The organism is Actinoplanes sp. CA-142083 (assembly GCF_050942195.1).
GTDB lineage: Bacteria > Actinomycetota > Actinomycetes > Mycobacteriales > Micromonosporaceae > Actinoplanes.
Genome location: NZ_CP192076.1, coordinates 8,234,980 through 8,253,250, shown reverse-complemented (window position 1 = coordinate 8,253,250; position 18,271 = coordinate 8,234,980). Strand labels below are relative to the sequence as shown.

The 18,271-nt window shown below is 71.4% G+C and carries 15 protein-coding genes; 7 read left to right on the top strand and 8 right to left on the bottom strand.

Annotated features, from left to right (window positions below):
• Positions 1–17 precede the first annotated feature (17 nt).
• The 4 genes from ACQPZX_RS37755 to ACQPZX_RS37740 all read left to right on the top strand — a co-directional run bounded on the left by ACQPZX_RS37755 (position 18) and on the right by ACQPZX_RS37740 (position 4,813).
• On the top strand, positions 18–1,223 hold the full coding sequence (locus ACQPZX_RS37755; protein ID WP_433366450.1) for an IPT/TIG domain-containing protein: 1,206 nt from the start codon (positions 18–20) through the stop codon (positions 1,221–1,223).
• Between the two features lie 61 nt (positions 1,224–1,284).
• Positions 1,285–1,578: a DUF1540 domain-containing protein gene (locus ACQPZX_RS37750; protein WP_433366448.1), complete on the top strand. Its 294-nt coding sequence runs from the start codon at positions 1,285–1,287 to the stop codon at positions 1,576–1,578.
• A 310-nt stretch (positions 1,579–1,888) separates the two neighbouring features.
• Positions 1,889–4,324, top strand: coding sequence for a beta strand repeat-containing protein (locus tag ACQPZX_RS37745; RefSeq protein ID WP_433366445.1), 2,436 nt, complete (start codon positions 1,889–1,891; stop codon positions 4,322–4,324).
• 108 nt (positions 4,325–4,432) lie between these two features.
• Positions 4,433–4,813, top strand: a complete 381-nt coding sequence (locus tag ACQPZX_RS37740) for a PPOX class F420-dependent oxidoreductase (protein WP_433366442.1) — start codon at positions 4,433–4,435, stop codon at positions 4,811–4,813.
• Between the two features lie 75 nt (positions 4,814–4,888).
• On the opposite strand, the gene ACQPZX_RS37735 is transcribed toward ACQPZX_RS37740, so the two are convergent.
• Positions 4,889–5,671, bottom strand: coding sequence for a hypothetical protein (locus ACQPZX_RS37735; RefSeq protein ID WP_433366439.1), 783 nt, complete (start codon positions 5,669–5,671; stop codon positions 4,889–4,891).
• A gap of 123 nt (positions 5,672–5,794) precedes the next feature.
• On the opposite strand from ACQPZX_RS37735, the gene ACQPZX_RS37730 reads away from it, so the two are divergent.
• From ACQPZX_RS37730 to ACQPZX_RS37720, 3 genes are read left to right on the top strand one after another with little or no spacing between them, the layout of a single operon-like run.
• Positions 5,795–6,364 carry a TetR/AcrR family transcriptional regulator gene (locus ACQPZX_RS37730; RefSeq protein WP_433366436.1) on the top strand — a complete coding sequence of 190 codons (570 nt, stop codon included), beginning with the start codon at positions 5,795–5,797 and terminating at the stop codon, positions 6,362–6,364.
• Positions 6,365–6,384: 20 nt separating this feature from the next.
• Positions 6,385–6,813 carry a hypothetical protein gene (locus ACQPZX_RS37725; protein WP_433366433.1) on the top strand — a complete coding sequence of 143 codons (429 nt, stop codon included), beginning with the start codon at positions 6,385–6,387 and terminating at the stop codon, positions 6,811–6,813.
• A 3-nt stretch (positions 6,814–6,816) separates the two neighbouring features.
• A complete protein-coding gene (locus tag ACQPZX_RS37720) occupies positions 6,817–8,235 on the top strand; it encodes a multicopper oxidase family protein (RefSeq protein WP_433366431.1) in 1,419 nt (472 codons plus the stop codon).
• 4 nt (positions 8,236–8,239) lie between these two features.
• Here ACQPZX_RS37720 and ACQPZX_RS37715 read toward each other — a convergent pair whose 3' ends face one another.
• From ACQPZX_RS37715 to ACQPZX_RS37685, 7 genes are all read right to left on the bottom strand, one after another.
• A complete protein-coding gene (locus tag ACQPZX_RS37715) occupies positions 8,240–9,403 on the bottom strand; it encodes a DUF5925 domain-containing protein (RefSeq protein ID WP_433366428.1) in 1,164 nt (387 codons plus the stop codon).
• Between the two features lie 75 nt (positions 9,404–9,478).
• Positions 9,479–9,919, bottom strand: a complete 441-nt coding sequence (locus ACQPZX_RS37710) for a nitroreductase family deazaflavin-dependent oxidoreductase (RefSeq protein WP_433366426.1) — start codon at positions 9,917–9,919, stop codon at positions 9,479–9,481.
• A gap of 58 nt (positions 9,920–9,977) precedes the next feature.
• Positions 9,978–10,850 (bottom strand): class I SAM-dependent methyltransferase, encoded by an 873-nt coding sequence (locus tag ACQPZX_RS37705; RefSeq protein ID WP_433366423.1) that lies wholly within the window; start codon positions 10,848–10,850, stop codon positions 9,978–9,980.
• A gap of 3 nt (positions 10,851–10,853) precedes the next feature.
• Positions 10,854–12,254 carry a VWA domain-containing protein gene (locus tag ACQPZX_RS37700; RefSeq protein ID WP_433366420.1) on the bottom strand — a complete coding sequence of 467 codons (1,401 nt, stop codon included), beginning with the start codon at positions 12,252–12,254 and terminating at the stop codon, positions 10,854–10,856.
• Entirely contained in the window at positions 12,251–14,413 is a 2,163-nt protein-coding gene (locus ACQPZX_RS37695) for a DUF5682 family protein (RefSeq protein WP_433366417.1), read from the bottom strand. Before ACQPZX_RS37695 ends, ACQPZX_RS37700 begins: the two co-directional genes overlap by 4 nt.
• The gene (locus ACQPZX_RS37690; protein WP_433366414.1) at positions 14,406–15,467 is read right to left on the bottom strand and encodes an ATP-binding protein; all 1,062 of its coding nucleotides are present in this window, start codon (positions 15,465–15,467) and stop codon (positions 14,406–14,408) included. Before ACQPZX_RS37690 ends, ACQPZX_RS37695 begins: the two co-directional genes overlap by 8 nt.
• Positions 15,464–18,193, bottom strand: coding sequence for an SWIM zinc finger family protein (locus ACQPZX_RS37685; RefSeq protein WP_433366411.1), 2,730 nt, complete (start codon positions 18,191–18,193; stop codon positions 15,464–15,466). Before ACQPZX_RS37685 ends, ACQPZX_RS37690 begins: the two co-directional genes overlap by 4 nt.
• Between the last annotated feature and the right edge of the window lie 78 nt (positions 18,194–18,271).

Below are 18,271 nucleotides of genomic sequence, written 5' to 3'. Positions count from 1 at the left end.
CATATTGGGGAACTCCGATGACTATCTCGCAGCACACGATCCGCCGCGCCGGGCTGGCCTCGGCTGCGGCAACCGTCCTGGCGCTGGCCGGTACCGCCGTGCCGGTGAGCGCCGCCGCACCGGCCTTGAGCCTCAGCGCCGCGGCGGGCCCCACCGGCGGCGGCAACACCATCATCGGCACGGTCGCCGGGACGACCGCCAACCCGAGTCCGTTCCCCGCGGGCGCGCTGCCGACCGTTCAGTTCCAGTACGCCGCCTGCACCGCGCACGCGAGCAGCCCCACCCAGCTCGACGTCACCGGCACCACCATGAACGCCGGCGTGCTGACGGTCGACCCGTTCGACGTGAACCGGATCTCGGGCACCAGGATCGCGTTCAAGGTGCCGTCGGCCGGATACCCCGATCTGGCCGTCAACTCGACCGGGCTGGTGCTCGGCGGCGATCAGACCAGTGCCACGTGGACCGTCTGCGTCTACGACAGCGACTCCGCCGTCTCCAGCACGCTGCTGGCCACCGGCTCGTACACGATCCTGCCCCGGCCGGCCATCACCTCGATCACGCCGGCGAGCAGCCCGGCCGTCGGCGGCCAGGCGATCACGGTGGTCGGCACCGGCTTCACGCAGGACGCCACCGTCGCGATCGGCGGGGTGGCCGTCACCAACCTCAAGATCGCGTCGACCGGGACCAGTCTCACCGCGACCACCGCCCCGAAGACCGCGGGCGCCGGGCTGGCTCTGACCGTCACCACCCCGGGCGGGAGCGTGAGCAGCCTCGACCCGGACAACAACGGCAACGGCTCCGACGCGATCCCGTTCAGCTACAGCAACGGCATCACGGTCTCGCCGGACACCGGGCCGGTCGGCGCCGCGGTGACCGTCGACGTGACCGGGGCGGGCTTCTCGCAGCTGCAGTTCGACGCCGGCAGCGGCACCCCGACCAGCACCAACGCGCACGTGTTCCTGGTCGGCGGCGCCTACAACTCGTCGAACAACCGGGGCGTGGCCGAATGCGTACGCGTGGCGGTGATCAGCGACACCGAGCTCATCTGCACGCTCAACCTGGCCGGGAACAAGCTGAGCCCGGCCGACAGCTCGGTCGTCCTGAGCACGCCGATCGACCAGGGTGCCTACATCCTGACGGTGGTGACCAACGGCGCCATCGGGGCCTCCGCGAACCCGACGATCATCAGCAGCGGCGCCGCGTTTGTCGTCGCCCCGTACTAAAATCAATTCGAATCGGGTTTATGGTCGAAGGCGTATCCGAGCTCGGAACCAGGAGGCCGACATGACGCAGATGCTGGAAATGCCGCGGGTACAGACCTGCACAGTCACCGCTTGTGGCTACAACCACGACGGGTGTACGGCGTTCGCGGTCACCATCGGAACCACGATGTCCGCGGAGTGCGACACGTTCGTCGAGACGGCCGACAAGGGCGGCATGGGCAAGGCGTTGGCGCAGGTGGGAGCGTGTAAGCGGTCCGACTGCATGCACAACGCCGACCTCGAGTGCCACGCCCCGGCCATTGTCGTCGGTCAGTCGGGTGACAAGGCCGACTGCCTCACCTACGAAAAACGATAAAGAGAATTTACGGCGCCCGTCGTCCTGCCCGGGACGGCGGGCGCTTTGCTATTTAGGTAAGGCATGCCTTGGCCATTCGGCGGGGGACGGCCATAATTCTTCAAAATCAACGGCGCATCATCCGTACGGGATGAGAAAGCGCTTTTGTGTTGTCGGACTTATGCCGTGAACCGAGCGAAGTGTGCGCTTCCGGCGAAGGCCCCTAATTCGGTCGGCTACGCTCCGGCGTGACGGCCCGGCGCGACCGTGACTCGACGCGGGCCCCTCGATACCTCGCCCTAGCGGTTGCTCAACCGTAGGAGGACCTCGCATGCCCAAATCCAAGCTCCGAGCCCGGACGATCGTGGCGGTGGGTGCGGTCGGCGCGGCGCTGCTCGTCGCGCCCCAGGCCGCCCACGCGGTCGGAACCGTCGGACCGCTGATCGTCGCGCCCGGCGGCAACGTGACCATCAACGATCCCGCCGTGTCGTTCAACCTGACCGCCTCCGCGGTGGTCCTGTCCCAGGCGTCCTGCCCCGGCACCTTCGCGATCGCCGGCGGCAACGGCTTGTGGAACGGCACGGTCAACACCCGCGCCACCACCTCGATCAACTTCACCGTTCCCGCCAACGGTGGCCCGCCGACCGGCACGAACGGCGCGCTCAAGGCCTACAACGTCTGCGTTTTCGACGGCACCACGCAGAACAGCAGTCCGCTGCGGAGCAACGCCGTCATCTACGTCGGCTACCCGGCGGGGGTGAATCCGGGCAGCGGCGCCACCGGCGGCGGCAACCAGCTCAGCGTCAACGCCCAGCCGAACGCGCCGATGTTCACCGGCCTCACCGCGGTGGCCGGCGTGTTCACGACCGGCGCCTGCGCCGCGACCAACGGCACGAATCCGCCGAACCTGGTCGCGACCAACGTCGTCAAGCAGTCGAACACCGCCGTGGGCCTCACGGTGCCGCCCGGCGTCGTCTCCGGCGGCGGGGGCGCGCCCCAGACCTACAACGTGTGCCTGTACGACGGCTCCACCGCCGCCGGCGGCCTGCTGACCTTCGCGCCCTACACGGCGACCTCGGCCACCGTGAACCCGGCCAGCGGCTCCTACCTGTCCACCACGGGCGTCACGATGACCTCGCCCACCCCGTTCCTGTCGGGCGTCACGACCCCGGCGGCGCTGCTGGTGAGCCAGGGCGCCGGCTGCCCCGGCACCTACTCCACGTCACCGATCGGCACGATCAACCCGATCGCGGTCACCGGGTCGGGCGTACGGCGGCTGTCCAACAACCGGGCCGTGCTCAGCATCCCGCCGCTGCCGCTGATGAACAACCAGCCGACCTCGTACCAGGTCTGCCTCTACTCCGGCGCCACCGCCGCGGCCAATCTGGTCGGCTCGGGCGCCTACACCGCGTCGATCGTCGCCAACCCGACGGCCGTGACGCCAGGCGCCGGGCCGGCAATGGGCGGCAACACGATCACCGTCGTCGGCACCGACTTCCCGACCGAGCCCGGCCGCATCACCGCTACGCTCGGCGGCATCCCGCTGATGAACATCCAGCCGCTCACCGACAAGGCGTTCTCGGCCGTGGCGCCGGCGCACGCGGTCGAGGAGAACGTGCCGTTGGTGGTGAGCACGTCGGCGGGCACGAAGGCCCTGCCCGGCGCCTACTCCTACCGCAACCCGATCAAGGTCTCGCCGAACACCGCGCCCAGCACGTCCCCGACCGTGGACCTGTCGATCGGTGGCCAGGGCTTCATGTCGATCAACTTCGGGTCGACCGGCACCGCGGGCCGGGTGTTCCTGGTCAACGGCGTCTACAACGGGGCCGACGCGGGCGCCGGCGTCCGGGCGAACGGGCCGGTCGCCGAGTGCGTGAACGTGCTGCCGCTCAGCGACGAGGAGCTGATCTGCACGCTGCAGCTGAACCGGCGGCTCAACGCGACCGGCACCGGCTTCTTCGACACGATCGGCTACACCAACACGATCAGCGACGCGACCACGATCGCGGGCAGCAAGGTCGTCACCTCGCCGTCCGGCAAGTTCGCCCCGGGTGACGTCGGGCAGCCGATCGTGCAGGGCGGCAACAACCTCATCCCGGCGAACAGCTTCGTCACGTCGGTGCTGAGCCCGCAGAAGGCGGTCATCTCGGCGTTCTCGCCGAACAGCGGGTCGGCCTCGGTCACCATCGGCAACCAGCCGGTGCGTACCCTCGCCAACGCCGTGACCACGACGGCCGGCAGCACCACCATCAGCCTCACCACGGGTTCGTTCTCCCGTGACGACGTGGGCCGGGTGGTGACCGGCGCCGGCGGGCTCCCGGCAGGCGCGACGATCACCGCGGTGGCGCCCGGCGGCGCGACCGCCACGCTCTCGGCGCCGGCCACGGCGAGCACCGCGAGCACGCTGTCCAACGTCTCGATCAGCGATGGCAGCACCCTGCTGACCGGCTCGGGCCTCGCCGCCGGCGACGCGAACGCCATCATCGGCCCCAACACGATCGGCATCCCGGTCGGCACGACGATCAGCACGGTCACGCCGTCGACGAACGCGACGCTGTCGGCGGCCGCGGTCGGCGGTGGCACGGCGGCGTCGCTGCCGATCAACCGTCCGTTGAGCGTCAGCCTCTACGCGGCGGCGGCGGTGCCGGACGGCTCCTACAACCTGGTGGTGGTGAGCAACGGGGCTCCCGATGCCCCGATGACGGATCCGGATTACTTCCAGACCGACGTGACCAGTAGTTCCGCCTTCACGGTCGCTTCCTTCTGACCGTTTCTGCTCGATTGCCCGGCGCGCGTTGTGCGCCGGGCAATCTTTGCGCTAACGTCGTAAGTAACTACTTACTTACGTTCGTTTTCGTTCGCCGTGGAGGCAGAGATGGGCACGCTCGAGGAGCTGGGCCGGGAAAGGTGGCTGCTGCTGGAGACCCGCAAGCGGGACGGCAGCTGGGTGGGCACGCCGGTGAACCTGGTGGTGGAGGACGGGCGCGCGTTCTTCAAGACCTACGACCCGTCGGGAAAGGTCAAGCGCCTGCGAAACTTCCCGGAGGTGCGGGTCGCGCCGTGCACCATGCGCGGGCGGGTCACGGGTTCACGCGTGGAAGGACGCGCTACGTTGCTCGACGCGTCACTGTCGACCCGGGCGGGGGCGTTGCTCGCCCGCAAGCACCCGCTCCTGCAGGGGCGGCTGGTGCCGGCCTTCCACAAGCGCAAGGGGCTGAAGACGTTGTACTACGAGTTGACGCTGGAGCAGAACTGAGTTCGATCATGGCGGCCGCCATGGATCTTTACGCGCGTCGAAACTCAAGTTCTACCGGCAGATCAGGGGCGGAACTTACGCGCGGACGACGTCGTCGGCGGTGGTGGCGGTGACGGCGCGGCGCAGCCAGGTGGCGAGCTGGTCGATGTCGGTGCACGCCATGATCTGGTCACGGATCTCGTCGGGCACCGGCAGGCCGCGTTCCTCGAGCACAGTCAGGATGGCCTGGGCCTCACCTCGGGCCTCGCCGAGGGCTTCGCCACGGGCCTGGTGCTCGGCCTTGTATTGATCCGAAAGGTTGCGCAGCAGCTCGCTTTGAAACTCGTAGCCGGCTGTGGCAGTCATGAACGCCTCCCATTGGGTGCGGGCCGCCGGCGGCAGCCCGGCCAGCAACGGGTTTTCTCTGGCCAGCTCGACGCTGGTGACCAGCGGTAGATCGTCAGGTGTGAAGATCAACGGGCGCAGGGTCAGAGACGACGACTCGTCTTCCTCGAAGAGCGTGCGGTAGCGACGGGCGATCGCGGGATCGGGGCAGTAGACCAGGAGCGCCGTGGCGACGTCTACCTCGGCCTCGAGCTGGGCCACGTAGAGCTTCCACGTGCGCAACTTGCCGATGTCCCAACCACGCTGAACCTCCAGCACCGCGCCCATCAGGGGCCGATCGGCCGCGTCGCAGAACAGCACCATGCTGTCGGCGTGATAGGTGCGCGGCACCATCACGCGCACATCCGTGGCGTGCGGTCGGGCATGTTCAAACTCGGGAACCTTTCTCTCGAACTGGGATCTGAGCAGCCAGGCCAGCAGATCCGGATTTGTCCGGACGACTGCCACCGGGCCTTCGTGCTGCGAACTAGGCATGCGGCTAGGCTAGTCACGTGACGGGATATGTCGATAGGTTGGGACGTCTTAATGTAATGATCTTCTAGGGTGTAAGTGGGCACTTATTCAGCGGAGGCGGAACTGAACACCAAGGACACGATCGTGACCGCCGCCATGGACCTCTTCGGGCGGCAGGGTTACCACGCCACCACGATCGCCCAGATCGAGGCGGCGGCGGGGCTCTCGGCGGGGGCCGGCGGGCTGTACCGGCACTTCAAGAGCAAGCGAGCGCTTCTGGAAGAGGGCCTGGCGCGGCAGGCGGCGGCCGGCCGGGTCTTAGTGGATGATCTTGCGATTGCCTCGCCTCTGTCCCGGCGGGAGCGCTTCCTCGCCGTGGCCCGGGCCGGCCTCGCCCGCCTTGAGCAGGAGCGTGACGTGAACCGGCTGCTGCTTCGTGACCTGGCCGCGTTTCCCGATCTTTTGGATTTCGTACGGGAGAACGAGCTGCGCCGGGTGCACGTGGCCGTGACGGCCTTCCTCTCCCGTGAGCTTCCCGATGCGGAGGATCCCGAAGCGCTCGCCGCCGTCGTGATGGCCGCGGTCAGCCACTACTGGATCATGGCGGACGTGTTCGGCGGCACGCACCCGCACGAGGTGGATACTGAGCGTTTCCTGAGGGCCCTCGTGCGACTTGTCGTACCCGAGGAGCAGGATGTGCCTACGAAAACGTAGGCCACTGGAGGGGGAGTGTCGTGCGCGCTGTGTATCGGGTTCTCGCCATGCTGATCGCGATCGGTGTGGTGATCCAGGCGGCGGCGATCGCCTACGCCCTGTTCGACATCCTGCACAAGACCGACGACGGTCAGGTCTTCACCAAGGACTCCGACAACGCCGGCATCGCCGTGCACCAGGTGGTCGGCGAGATGATCGTTCCGCTGATCTGCCTGCTGCTGCTGATCGTGTCGTTCTTCGCCGGCATCCCGGGCGGGGTCAAGTGGGCCGCGATCACGTTCGGCGTGATGGTGCTGCAGATCGTGCTCGCCTACGCCGGCTTCCCCGTGCCCATCCTCGGCACGCTGCACGCGATCAACGCGTTCGCGCTGGCCGCGGTTGCCTCGCTCGCGATGCGGCAGGCCCGCGTCGCCGGCACGCCACAGGCGAGCACGCCCGTCGCGGCCTGACCGGTGCGCCAGTCTTTCAAGATCGCCATCGCCGTGGGGGCGACGGTGGCGATCCTCGGACCCTTGGGCTACTTCTGGCAGCAGAGCCTCGTTCCGTCCACGTACGACATGGCGTCGATGGGCTATCCCGACTCCGGGGGCGGCCAGCAGGCGGGGCACGCGCACGGGACGGGCGGCCTCGACGTCGCGACGCTGAAGGGGCCGTCGACCGGCGACCCCGACGTGGCGGTGACGCTGACGGCCCGTAGCGAGAACGGGAAGTACACGCTCAACGGCACCACACCCGGCCCCGAGATCCGCGCGCTGAAGGGCCAGCTCGTCCAGGTGACGCTGGTCAACGACAACATCACGGACGGCATCACGCTGCATTGGCACGGCCTCGACGTGCCGAACGCGGAGGACGGCGTCGCCGGCGTCACGCAGAACGCGGTGCGGCCGGGGCAGAGCTACGTCTACCGGTTCGTGGCGCAGGACGCCGGGACGTACTGGTACCACTCCCATCAGGTGTCGCACGAGCAGGTGCGGCTCGGGCTGTTCGGGGCGCTCGTCGTCACCGAGCCGGTCTTCAGCGAGGGGATCGACCAGGTCGTCCAGGTGCACACCTACGACGGCCGCCGCACGATCAACGGCGCCGTGGGGGAGTCGCCGCTGCCCGCGCACGCCGGGCAGGTGGTGCGGGCGCGGGTGATCAACACGGACGCCGGGCCGTTGCGGGCGTGGGTTTCCGGCGCGCCCTACCGGGTGGTGGCCATCGACGGCCGGGCGGTCTCCGGTCCCACCGACATCTCCGGCAAGGCGGTGACGGTCACCGCGGGCGGGCGGGTCGATCTCACCTTCACCGTGCCGGCGTCCGGGGCCGCGCGGGTCGATGTGGGGACGGGGGTCGCGCTGGTCGCGGGCGGGCTGCCGGCTTCGGCCGAGCCGTCGGGCGTCGTCGACTTCCTCTCGTACGGCGCGAGCGCGCCGGTCGGGTTCGACCCGGCCAAGGCCACGCGGAAGTTCGACTACCGCATCGGCCGGCGCGTCGGGTTCCTCGACGGCAAGCCCGGCTTCTGGTGGTCGATCAACGGGCACCTCTTCCCCGACGTGCCGATGTTCATGGTGAGCACCGGCGACATCGTGCGGATGACCATCGCGAACAGCAGCGGCGAGGTCCACCCGATGCACCTGCATGGGCACCACGCGGTGGTGCTGAGCCGCAACGGGGTGGCCGCGACCGGCAGCCCGTGGTGGTTCGACTCGCTCGACGTGGGCGACGGGGAGACGTACGAGATCGCCTTTGTGGCCGACAACCCCGGCATCTGGGTCGATCACTGCCATAACCTCAAGCACGCGGCGGACGGGCTGCTGGCCCACGTGGCGTACACGAATGTGACCACGCCGTTCCGCATCGGCGGCGCGGACGGCAACAGCCCGGAGTAATGCCCTACAGATACATGCCGGTCGTCGGGGTGGTGGTGGGGACCGTGACGGGCCGGGCGCCGGTGCGCAGCGCGTACAGCTCGGCCAGCGTCGCCCCCTCCGGCCCGATGCCGCGCGCCGAGCCCAGCCACGCGGTCGCCTCGGCGTACGGCAGGCGCCCCACCTCGATGCTCGCGAGGCAGCGCCCGGGCCGGATCACCGCCGGGTGCAGAGTCGCCAGGTCCTCGTTCGTCGTGATCGCGATCAGCGCGTTGCGCCCCTGCCCGAGCAGCCCGTCGGTCAGGTTGAGCAGCCGCGACAGCGACTGGCCCGCGCTCGCCTTGGCCTCGCCGCTGACCAGCTCGTCGCAGTCCTCGAGCATCAGCAGGCGCCAGCGCGGCTCGTCCTCGTCGCCGCTGCCCAGGGCCACGCTCATCAGGTAGGCCGGGTCGCTGAACAGCCGCTCCGGGTCGAGCACGCAGTCGACCTGGCACCACGAGCGCCACTGCTGCGCGAGCGCCCGCAGCGCCGTCGTCTTGCCCGTGCCCGGCTCGCCGTGCAGCAGCAGAAGCCGCCCGTTCACCACGCTGCCGTCGAGCGCCATGAGCCGCTCGAGCGTCTGCGCGACCGGGCGCGCGTAGTTCTCCCGGATCTTCTCCCAGGGCGCCGCGTCGATCTCTCGCTGCACACGTCGCGGTCCGTGCGGGCCAAAATGCCAAAATCCGATGGGTACGGAGTCGTCAGCGGGCGCCGGCTCTTCGACCGCGCCGGCGGTCACCTTGTCCAGCACGGAGTCGGCGAGCTCGGCCGTCACCGCCGTGACGGTGACCCGCGCGCGGCGGCTCTGCTTCCAGCGCGTCACATGCAGCGTCCAGCCGTCGCCGACCATGAGCCGCCCCTGCCCGTCGTCCTCGATCGCGTCCCGCTCGACGCGGGCGTCATCGGTGCTGAGGGGGGCGTCGGCCAGGACATTCTCGAGGTACTTGCTGCGGCCGAACGGCTCCCGCCCGGTCACGAACGCGTCCAGCGCGAGCAGGTCGACGACATCCACCAGCCGGTCGCCGTCGTCGACGGATCCCGACAGCGGCAGCGTGACGTGAGCCGGCGGGTTGACCGCCTGCTCAACGGCGCGCCCGGCATGCCGGTCGACGGACTGATGGGGAGTGCGCATGATGCCATGATCGGTCATCGATGCCCCTGAGGCAGCCGATTTTCCCGAGGTTTGCCCAATCGGGATTGCCGGCCCCGGCCCGGCCCGCGGGCGTCAGGCGTCGACGCGGGTGAGGACAAAAAGCGGGATGAGACGATCGGTCTTCTTTTGGTAGTTCGCGTAGTCCGGGTACGCCGCGACGGCCCGCTCCCACCAGAGGTCGCGCTCCTCGCCCGACGTCTCCCGGGCCAGGTAGTCGTTCTTCTCCGGCCCGTCCTGGAGCTCGACGTGCGGCTCCTTGCGTACGTTGTAGACCCAGACCGGGTGCTTGGGCGCCCCACCGAGCGAGCCCACCACCGCATACTGCCCCTCATGCTCGACCCGCATGAGCGCGGTCTTGCGCAGCTTCCCCGACTTGGCCCCGATCGACGTCAGCACCACGACCGGGAGCCCACGAATGAAGCCGCCCTCCGAGCCACCGCTGGCCTCGATCTTCTCCGCTTGCTTGCGCGCCCAGCCGGTAGTGCTTGGCGCATACTCTCCGCTAAGTGGCACAACCCCAACCTATCCGCTTCGCATGCAGATCGTCCGCTCCGCCCATCGCCCAGGCAGCTCAGCGGACGCCCACTACTACCGCGTCGGTGCCGCCGCGCCAAAGCACCCCGGCCTCGGTGAAGCCGGCCGTCCGCAGTGCGTCGATGTGCCAAGTGGCCGGGGGCGTCCACTCCTGGGCGTGGGCGGCGTCGGGGTAGATGCTCTGCCGCTCGACCACCTTGGGACCGAGGAACGTGTCGGCGGCGGCACGGTCCCACCAGTCGCCCCACGAGGTGGCGGCGCCTGACGCGTACGTGATCTCGCGCCGCTCCCGTGCCTGCGCCCGCAGCCGATCGGAGAGGGTGGGCAGCGACTCCTCCGGCATGTGGTCGGCGTTCGCGAAGATGCCGCCGGGCCGCAGCACCTCGCGGATCTCGCGGTAGAGCGCCGCGACCCGCGCGGCCGGCAGCCAGTGCAGGGCGGTCGCCGTGAGCACCGCGTCGAAGCCCTCCGCCGGCAGCTTGCTCCGCCACGACGGGTCGCCCAGGTCGGCGTCGACCACCGTGGCTCGGCCGCGCAGCGACGCCGACGCGATGGCCAGCAGCACCGGGTCCTGGTCGAGGACGGTGACCTCGGCGCCGGGGAAGCGGGCCAGCGTACGCAGCGCGATCGTGCCGGTGCCGCCGGCCAGGTCGAGCACGCGCGGGGTGGCGCCGCTCGCTGGCCGGGCGGAGTCGTCGCGGGTGGCGTGGGTGCGGGCGGCCTGGGTGCGTGCGTCGAGGGCGTCGTGGGTGACGGCGTCGTGGGCGTCGTGGGCGCGGGCGTCGTGGGTGACCGCTTCGAGCGCGAGCAGCATGGCGGCGAACCGTTCCTCACGGTCGGGCATGAACGCCTCTTGCTGCCGATCCCAGCTGGCCTGCCAGATCTCCGGACGCGAAAGGTAAGCACTCATGCGCTACATGGTAGTTACCAATCGCTCGGCGAAGGCCATCAGGTCGCGCCGTTCGATGGCGGCGGCCATCAGGTCGGGGAAGGCGTCGGGCGTGCACGCGAAAGCCGGCACGCCGAGCGCGGCCAGCGCCGCCGCGTTCTCGTGGTCGTAGGCGGGCGCGCCCTCGTCGGAGAGCGCCAGCAGCACGACCACCTGAACCCCGGCCGCGGTCATCTCGGCGACCCGGCGCAGCATCTGCTCGCGCACGCCACCCTCGTACAGGTCGCTGATCAGCACGAAGATGCTGTCCCGTGGCCGCGTGATGAGCTGCTGGCTGTAGGCGATGGCCCGGTTGATGTCGGTGCCGCCGCCGAGCTGGGTGCCGAACAGGACCTCGACCGGGTCGCTCAGCTGGTCGGTGAGGTCGACGACCGCGGTGTCGAAGACGACCAGCGACGTCCGCAGCGACCGCATCGAGGCGAGCACCGCCGCGAACACGCCGGAGAACACCACCGACGACGCCATCGATCCGGACTGATCGACACAGAGCACAACATCCCGCTGTACGGCGGTGGTGCGCCGGCCGTAGCCGACGAGCCGCTCGGGGATGACCGTCCCGAGTGAGGCCTGGTAGTGCTTGAGGTTGGCCCGGATCGTCTTGTCCCAGTCGATGTCGGCGTGGCGGGGGCGGTTGATGCGCGAAGCCCGGTTGAGCGCGCCGCTGACCGCCGCCCGCGTCTTCTGCGAGATGCGCTTCTCCAGTTGCTCGACGACCGTCTGCACCACGGCGCGGGCGGCCTCTTTGGTCTTGGCCGGCATGACCCGGTTGAGCGAGAGCAGCGTCCCCACCAAATGCACGTCGGGCTCGACAGCGGCCAGCATCTCGGGCTCGAGCAGTAGCCGGGTCAGATCGAGCCGCTCGATCGCGTCGGACTGCATGACCTGCACGACCGTGCTCGGAAAGTATTCGCGAATGTCGCCGAGCCAGCGCGCCACCTTGGGCGCCGACCCGCCCAGCCCGGCCGACCGCCGGCTGCCGGCCTCGCTGTCGCCCGGCCCGCCCGAGTCGTAGAGCGCCGCCATCGCCGCGTCCATCTGCCCGTCCCGGCCTTCGGCCTTGCCGAGCGCTTCCTCGGCCGGCCCGCCAAGCACCATCCGCCAGCGCCGCGCCCGCTCCCGCGCCGGCTCCCCCTCACCCTCGCGCGAAGAAGCCCGCTCGTGGGAGGGCGCCGGCTCGTGGGAGAGCGCCGGCTCCTGGGAGGGCGCCGGCTCCTGGGAGGGCGCCCGTTCGCTGGAGGGCGCTGATCCGTGGGAAGGCGTCCACTCGTGGGCGGGGGCGGGCTCGTGGGAGGGCGCCGGCTCGTGCGAGGGCGCCAACTCGTCGGCGGGCGTCGGCTCGGGCGACATATCCGAAAAGTCGGTCACAGGTTCCTCCCGAGCAGCGCACTCAGCGTCGGCAACACCAGGTCGGCGCGGGATTCGTCGAAGCCCAAACCCGACGCGTTCCCGCCGGCGCGGCCACCCGCGATCTTCTCCCCGATCGCCCGCCGCTCGCCGGACTCGAACGCCCCGAACGTCCGTCGCAGCAGCGGCAGCACGTCGTCGAAGGCGTCCGCGGGAATGTCGGCCAACCATCCGTCCAGCAGGTCGAGCAGCGCGTCGTCATGCACCAGCAGCAGCCCGCCCCCGGAGAGGAAGCCCTCGACCCAGGCCGCCCCGTGCGCCGGCGGCGTCCCCACCGTCAGCGGCAGCCGCAGGCGCCTGCGCGCTTCGGCCGCGTCCAGCCGTCCGGCGTCGAGCAGCAGGCGGGTGAGCCGCCCCGCCAGCAGCCCATGCAGGTCGTCGCGGCCGGCCAATGAGGCCAGCGTGGTCAGCCACCGCGAGCGCAGCTCGTCGTCGGCCAGCAGCCCGACCGCGGAATGCACGCCGTCGATCCGGTCGCGCAGCAGCTTGGCCGCCTCGTCGGAGACGGAACCCACCGCCGACGGCAGGCCCGCGCAGACCCGGGTCAGCAGGCTCGCGGTCACCGCGGCCAGCCCCTCCACGTCGGTCTTCCGCACGTCGCCGTAGCGCAGCGTGCGCGCCAGCGCCGGGATCGCCGCCATCAGGTGCCCGACGTCGGCGTCCAGCGCCGCCCGCACGTCCAGCGCCGCCAGCACCGGCCTGTACGCGTCCGCGAGGTCGGCCAGCAAGCACGTCTCCACGAGCGCGGTCACCTCCGCGAGGGTCTCCGCGTCGTCGGCCGCCTTGGTGACCTTGGCCGTCGACGCCGACACCACCGTGGTGCCGTACATGCTGCCCTCGACCAGCTGCACGGCGAACTCCGGCTGCCACCGCAGCTTCCACTCCTCGCGGAACGTGCCCATGCCCCGGCTCCCGGCCACCGGCTCGCCCCACGGGAGGTCCAGCGTGCGCAGCCGGTGCAGCAGGCGGCTGCGCTTCAGGTCGGTCTCCTTGCGCAGGTCGAGGTCGAGCGCCCGCTCCAGCGCCTCGGGCTTGAGCCGCACGTTGCGCTGCTGCGCGGCCAGGTCTTTCGCCAGGGGAAGGGCCGGCATCTCCTCGGGCACGCCGCCCAGCCGCTCGCCGACCACGAGCCGCTTGTTGATCAGCTCGACGCGCAGCGGCTCGGCGTCGCACATCACCGCCTCGGCGGCCTCGGTCACCTCGGCGAGCCCGGCGAGCGGCCGCCCCCGCATCGTGGCGAGGGCCTCGGCGAGCCGGGTGGCCTCGATGATGTGCGCCGACGACGTGGGCACGCCCTCGGCGCGCAGCACCCCGGCCGCGTCGACCAGCCAGCGCGGCACGACCTCGTCGGCCGAGGTGAACAGGTGGTGGTACCAGCCCGGGGAGCGCACCCCCGCGCCGTAGCCGGACCAGGACGCGAGCCGCCCGTAGGTCCACGGCACCCACGTGAAGGAGACCTTCGCCTTCTTGCGCCCCTTGAGCAGCGCGGCGTCGTCCTTGACCGCGACCTTGCGGGTCAGCGCGGGCACGTGCCAGGCGCCGCAGACCACGGCGATCTCGTCGTGTGTCTTGCGGACCTCGCGCAGCACTGTACGCATGTGGGCCTCGCGCAGCAGATCGGACGGGTCCTCCGGCGACTCCTCCCGGATCGCCGTCATGGCCTCGGCGATCGCCTCGAAGGCCGGCATCCCGCGGTGCTCGACGACGTCCTCCCACCAGCGTTCGGGGTCGTCGTACCCGGCCGCGGCGGCGAGCTCGCCGATCGGGTCGACCGGGCGCTCCACTGAAGAGGACGAATCGCTCATGGAGAATCGATAACCGAACGGCAGATCGAAGAACCGCACCGGAACACCCTCGGACACCGCCCACTTCAGAGCCTGCCACTCCGGGGAAAAGACAGCGAAGGGCCAGAAGGCAGCCTGCCGCGGATCGTCGGCCGCATAACCCAGGAGCGCGACCGGTGGCTCCAAGGAGGAGGACGCGACCCATTGGACGAGGTCGTCGGCTTCCGGCGGCCCTTCGATCAGCAGGATGGACGGCCGCTGGAGAGCCAGAGACGCCACGACCGCCCGGGCCGACCCCGGCCCGTGGTGGCGGATCCCGTAGATCTGTTCAGGCATCGCGGGCGGCCCGGTAGAAGTCGATCCAGTCGGGCCGCTCCCGGACGACGGTCTCGAGGTACTCCCGCCAGACCACGCCGTCCGACACCGGGTCCTTCACCACCGCGCCGACGATGCCGGCCGCCACGTCGCTCGCGTGCAGCGTCCCGTCGCCGAAGTGCGCCGCCAGCGCCATCCCGTTGGTGATCACGGAGATCGCCTCGGCCGTGGACAGCGTGCCGGTGGGCGACTTCAGCTTGGTACGCCCGTCCTCGGTGAGCCCGGTGCGCAGCTCGCGGAAGACCGTCACCACCCGCCGGATCTCCTCGAGGGCGGTCGGCACCGCCGGCAGGTCGAGCGACGCCCCGAGCTGCGCCACCCGGCGCGCCACGATCTCGACCTCCTCGTCGGGGGAGGCCGGGACCGGCAGCACCACCGTGTTGAACCGGCGGCGAAGGGCGCTGGACAGCTCGTTGACCCCGCGGTCGCGGTCGTTGGCCGTGGCGATCAGGTTGAACCCGCGCTCCGCCTGCACCTCCGTGTTGAGCTCGGGCACCGGCAGCGTCTTCTCCGACAGGATGGTGATCAGCGCGTCCTGCACGTCGGACGGCACCCGGGTGAGCTCCTCGAGCCGCGCGATCGTGCCGGTGCGCATGGCCCGCATGATCGGGCTGGGCACCAGCGCCGCGTCGGTCGGGCCCTCGGCGAGCAGGCGCGCGTAGTTCCACCCGTACCGGATCGCCTCCTCGGCCGTGCCGGCCGTGCCCTGCACCAGGAGTTTCGAATCGCCGGAGATCGCCGCGGCGAGATGCTCCGACACCCACGTCTTGGCCGTGCCCGGCACGCCGAGCAGCAGCAGCGCCCGATCGGTGGCGAGGGTGGCCACCGCGACCTCGATGAGCCGGCGCGATCCCACGTACTTCGGCGTGATCTTGGCGCCGTCGCCGAGCAGGTACGTCACCACGGCCTGCGGGGAGAGTCGCCAGCTGGGCGGCCGGGGCCGGTCGTCGTCGCGGGCGAGCTGGGCCAGCTCCTCGGCGTACTGGTCCTCGGCGTGCGGGCGCAGAGCGGTCACTCGAACTCCTGAAACATCTCGTGGCGGAAGGTGAGCGTGCGGGCGAGCTCGGCGACCGGCCGCACCCGCGACTGGTCGGCCGGCTCCTGGTCGAGCTGGACGGCGAGGCGGCCGGCCAGCTCGGCGTACGCCGGGGGCATGGCCAGCGCGGCGGACCGGCACAGCTCGCCGAGCTGCCAGCTGTGCCGGTCGGTGCGGGCCCGGTGGGCGATGGTCTCGAGCACGGTGGCCGAGAGCTCCTCGGGCCACCGGCCGGGGTGGATGGAGAGCAGCCGGTGCGCCATCGGGTCTTCCTGCCGCAGCGCGTCGGCGGCCAGCCGGCCGAGCTCCTCGGCCGGGAGCACGAGGTGCAGATCCCATCGGATCGACTCGCGCAGCGCGCCCGGTGTCTCGCGCAGCAGGACCGTGGCCCAGGCGGCGTCGTTTTGCGCGACCGCGGCCTTGGCCCAGCCCTGCAGCAGCGCCGACTCCCAGTCGTTGCCGCGCGCCAGCCGCTGCATGGTGACCGGGTCGGACCAGGTGCCGAGCGGCGCGCCGGCCAGCACCTCTTCCAGCAGCCACGCGCTCACGCCGAGCCCGCGCGCCGGGGTGGCGGCCACGCCGTCGCGGCGCAGGCCGGCATCGAGATCCTCCGGCGGCGTCACGAGCAGCCGGCCGCGGGGGTCGAGCCGCACGGCCGCGGCCGCCCGCGCTGCCATCCGCTTGCCGAGCGACGAGCCGGGCAGGCCGCGCAGCAGGTCGAGGGCGGCCTCGCGGACCTCCTTGCGCCGGTCGTCGAGCGCCCTTTCCAGGAACTCGTCGTCGGCGAGCGACAGGCCGGTGCTGAGGGCCGCGACGAAGCGGGCGCGGTCATCGGACGACTCCTGCGGCCAGGACGCCTCGAGCAGCGCGAGGCCGCGCGCCGGGTCGGACCGGCGCAGCTCGATCAGGTAGCCCAGGCGTTCCCCGATCGTGCCAGTGTCCCATTCGTAGGAAGAGGAGGAGACCGTCTCGTCGCGCAGCCAGTGCCAGTCGCCGCGCATCCCGGCCAGCCACGCGCCGCGCCGGCCCGCGACCCGGGCCATCGCCGGGCGGATCAGCGAATTACGTCGGCCGGCGTCGAGCAGCGCGGGCAGCACGACCGGCGGCACGTGACCGCCCTTGGCCGCGGCCGCCTCGAGCCACTGCGACAGCAGCTCGTTGGCGATCTGGGCGCCGCCGGGCACGCCCTCGCCGAGGATGCGGACCAGCCGCGCGCCAGCCGCGGAGGGCAGCGGGGGAGTGGGCTCGGTCGGCGCGGCCGGCACCGGCGCGTGGCCGGCACCCGGTGTCACGCCGGCCCGGTGCCGGGCGAGCGCGACCGCCGCGTCTTCCAAAAGGGACCCGGCCGGCCAGGGGCGGCGGTTGGTGCCCACCAGCGCGGCGGCGAGCAGGTCGGGCGGCAGCTCGGGGTGGCGGGTCGCGCCGGCGTCGGGCAGGGGGAAGCCGGCCCGCACGTAGAGGCCGTCGACCCAGGCCGCGAGCGGGCGAAGGCCGGCCGGGGACCACTCGGCGGCCACGGTCGCTGGGGCGGCGCCGGCTGCGGCGAGCAGCCACCACGGCTCGCGGTGCCCCGGGGCCAGCGGCAGGGCCGCGCCGGACTCGTCGGCCAGCCAGCCGTCGTCGGTCGGCGTGACCCCGGCGAGCAGGACGGGAGCGTCGTATCGCCACGGCTCGGCGGCGACCGTCGTGGCCCAGCGGCCGAGCGCCTCGGACAGCGGGACCGCGCCGTCGGGCGCGTGGAACGGCTCGGCCGCGCTGGCCCGCTCGGCGACCAGGGCGCGCAGCGGCGCGGCGCCCGGATAGAAGGTCAGGTCGCCGCGGAACTCGGTGCCGGGGACCAGGTCGGCCATAATCGGCTGGCCGGGCGCGGCGAACGCCAGGATCAGCGCGAACCGGCCGGTCGCCGCGCCGCGCAGCCACGTGCGCCGGGTGGTCAGCGCGCCGTCGTCGACCTCGACCTGGCCCAGCACCTGCCAGCGGTCGGTGACCCGCGGGCCGGCCAGCACCTCCTCGGTCGACACCGGGAAGCCGATGCGGGAGCGCACGGTCGCCGCCAGACCGGCGGGCAGGTCGGCGAGGCGGTCGTAGCCGTCGACCAGCAACTGCAGGAGCGCCAGCTCGCCGAGCAGGCGGTCGGCCCAATGCGGGCCGATGCCGGCGATCGTGCCCAGGCGCCGCACCGCTCCGGCGGCCGCCGGGGCCTGTGCGTCGACCAGCCGGGCGGCCATCGCGTCGAACGGCTGCGGCCCGCCGCGCTGCGCCCCGGCCAGGCCCTGCCGGATCTGGTCGTCGAGCCACCGGCTCAGCTCGGCCATCCCGCTGGCCACCCGGGCGGCACGCTGCTCGGCCCGGCGCGCGGCGGCCTCGGGGTCGGGAGTGGACTCGGCCTTGGGGCGTTTCACCCGCGAGGCCTGCCACTCGGTGGCGAAGGCCGGCGCCTCGGAAGACGGCAGATCGGACGACGCCCACAGCATCAAGAGGCCGAGAGCGTGCTTACAAGGGATCTTGCGGCTCGGGCAGTTGCAGCGGAACGCCGGCCCGGAGAGGTCGACACACACCTGATAGCTGCGGCACTCTCCCCAGAGGATGTCGTCGAGCCGGCCGGCCGCCGACCACGAGCCGGCGAGGCCCTGCGCGGCCCGCACCGACGCGGCGTCGGGGGCCAGCGCCTCGACCTGGGAAAGGGACCATCGCTCAACAGGCACGGGCAAACCCTAGACGCGCGGTACGACATTTTCGGGCCGCCGGAGTCGATGATGATCACGCACAGCGAGCGAGGAGGA

Coding starts and splice junctions, on each gene's coding strand:
- ACQPZX_RS37755 (WP_433366450.1), top strand. CDS start 18: ATGACTATCTCGCAGCACACGATCCGCCGCGCCGGGCTGGCCTCGGCT.
- ACQPZX_RS37750 (WP_433366448.1), top strand. CDS start 1,285: ATGACGCAGATGCTGGAAATGCCGCGGGTACAGACCTGCACAGTCACC.
- ACQPZX_RS37745 (WP_433366445.1), top strand. CDS start 1,889: ATGCCCAAATCCAAGCTCCGAGCCCGGACGATCGTGGCGGTGGGTGCG.
- ACQPZX_RS37740 (WP_433366442.1), top strand. CDS start 4,433: ATGGGCACGCTCGAGGAGCTGGGCCGGGAAAGGTGGCTGCTGCTGGAG.
- ACQPZX_RS37735 (WP_433366439.1), bottom strand. CDS start 5,671: ATGCCTAGTTCGCAGCACGAAGGCCCGGTGGCAGTCGTCCGGACAAAT.
- ACQPZX_RS37715 (WP_433366428.1), bottom strand. CDS start 9,403: ATGACCGATCATGGCATCATGCGCACTCCCCATCAGTCCGTCGACCGG.
- ACQPZX_RS37705 (WP_433366423.1), bottom strand. CDS start 10,850: ATGAGTGCTTACCTTTCGCGTCCGGAGATCTGGCAGGCCAGCTGGGAT.
- ACQPZX_RS37695 (WP_433366417.1), bottom strand. CDS start 14,413: ATGCCTGAACAGATCTACGGGATCCGCCACCACGGGCCGGGGTCGGCC.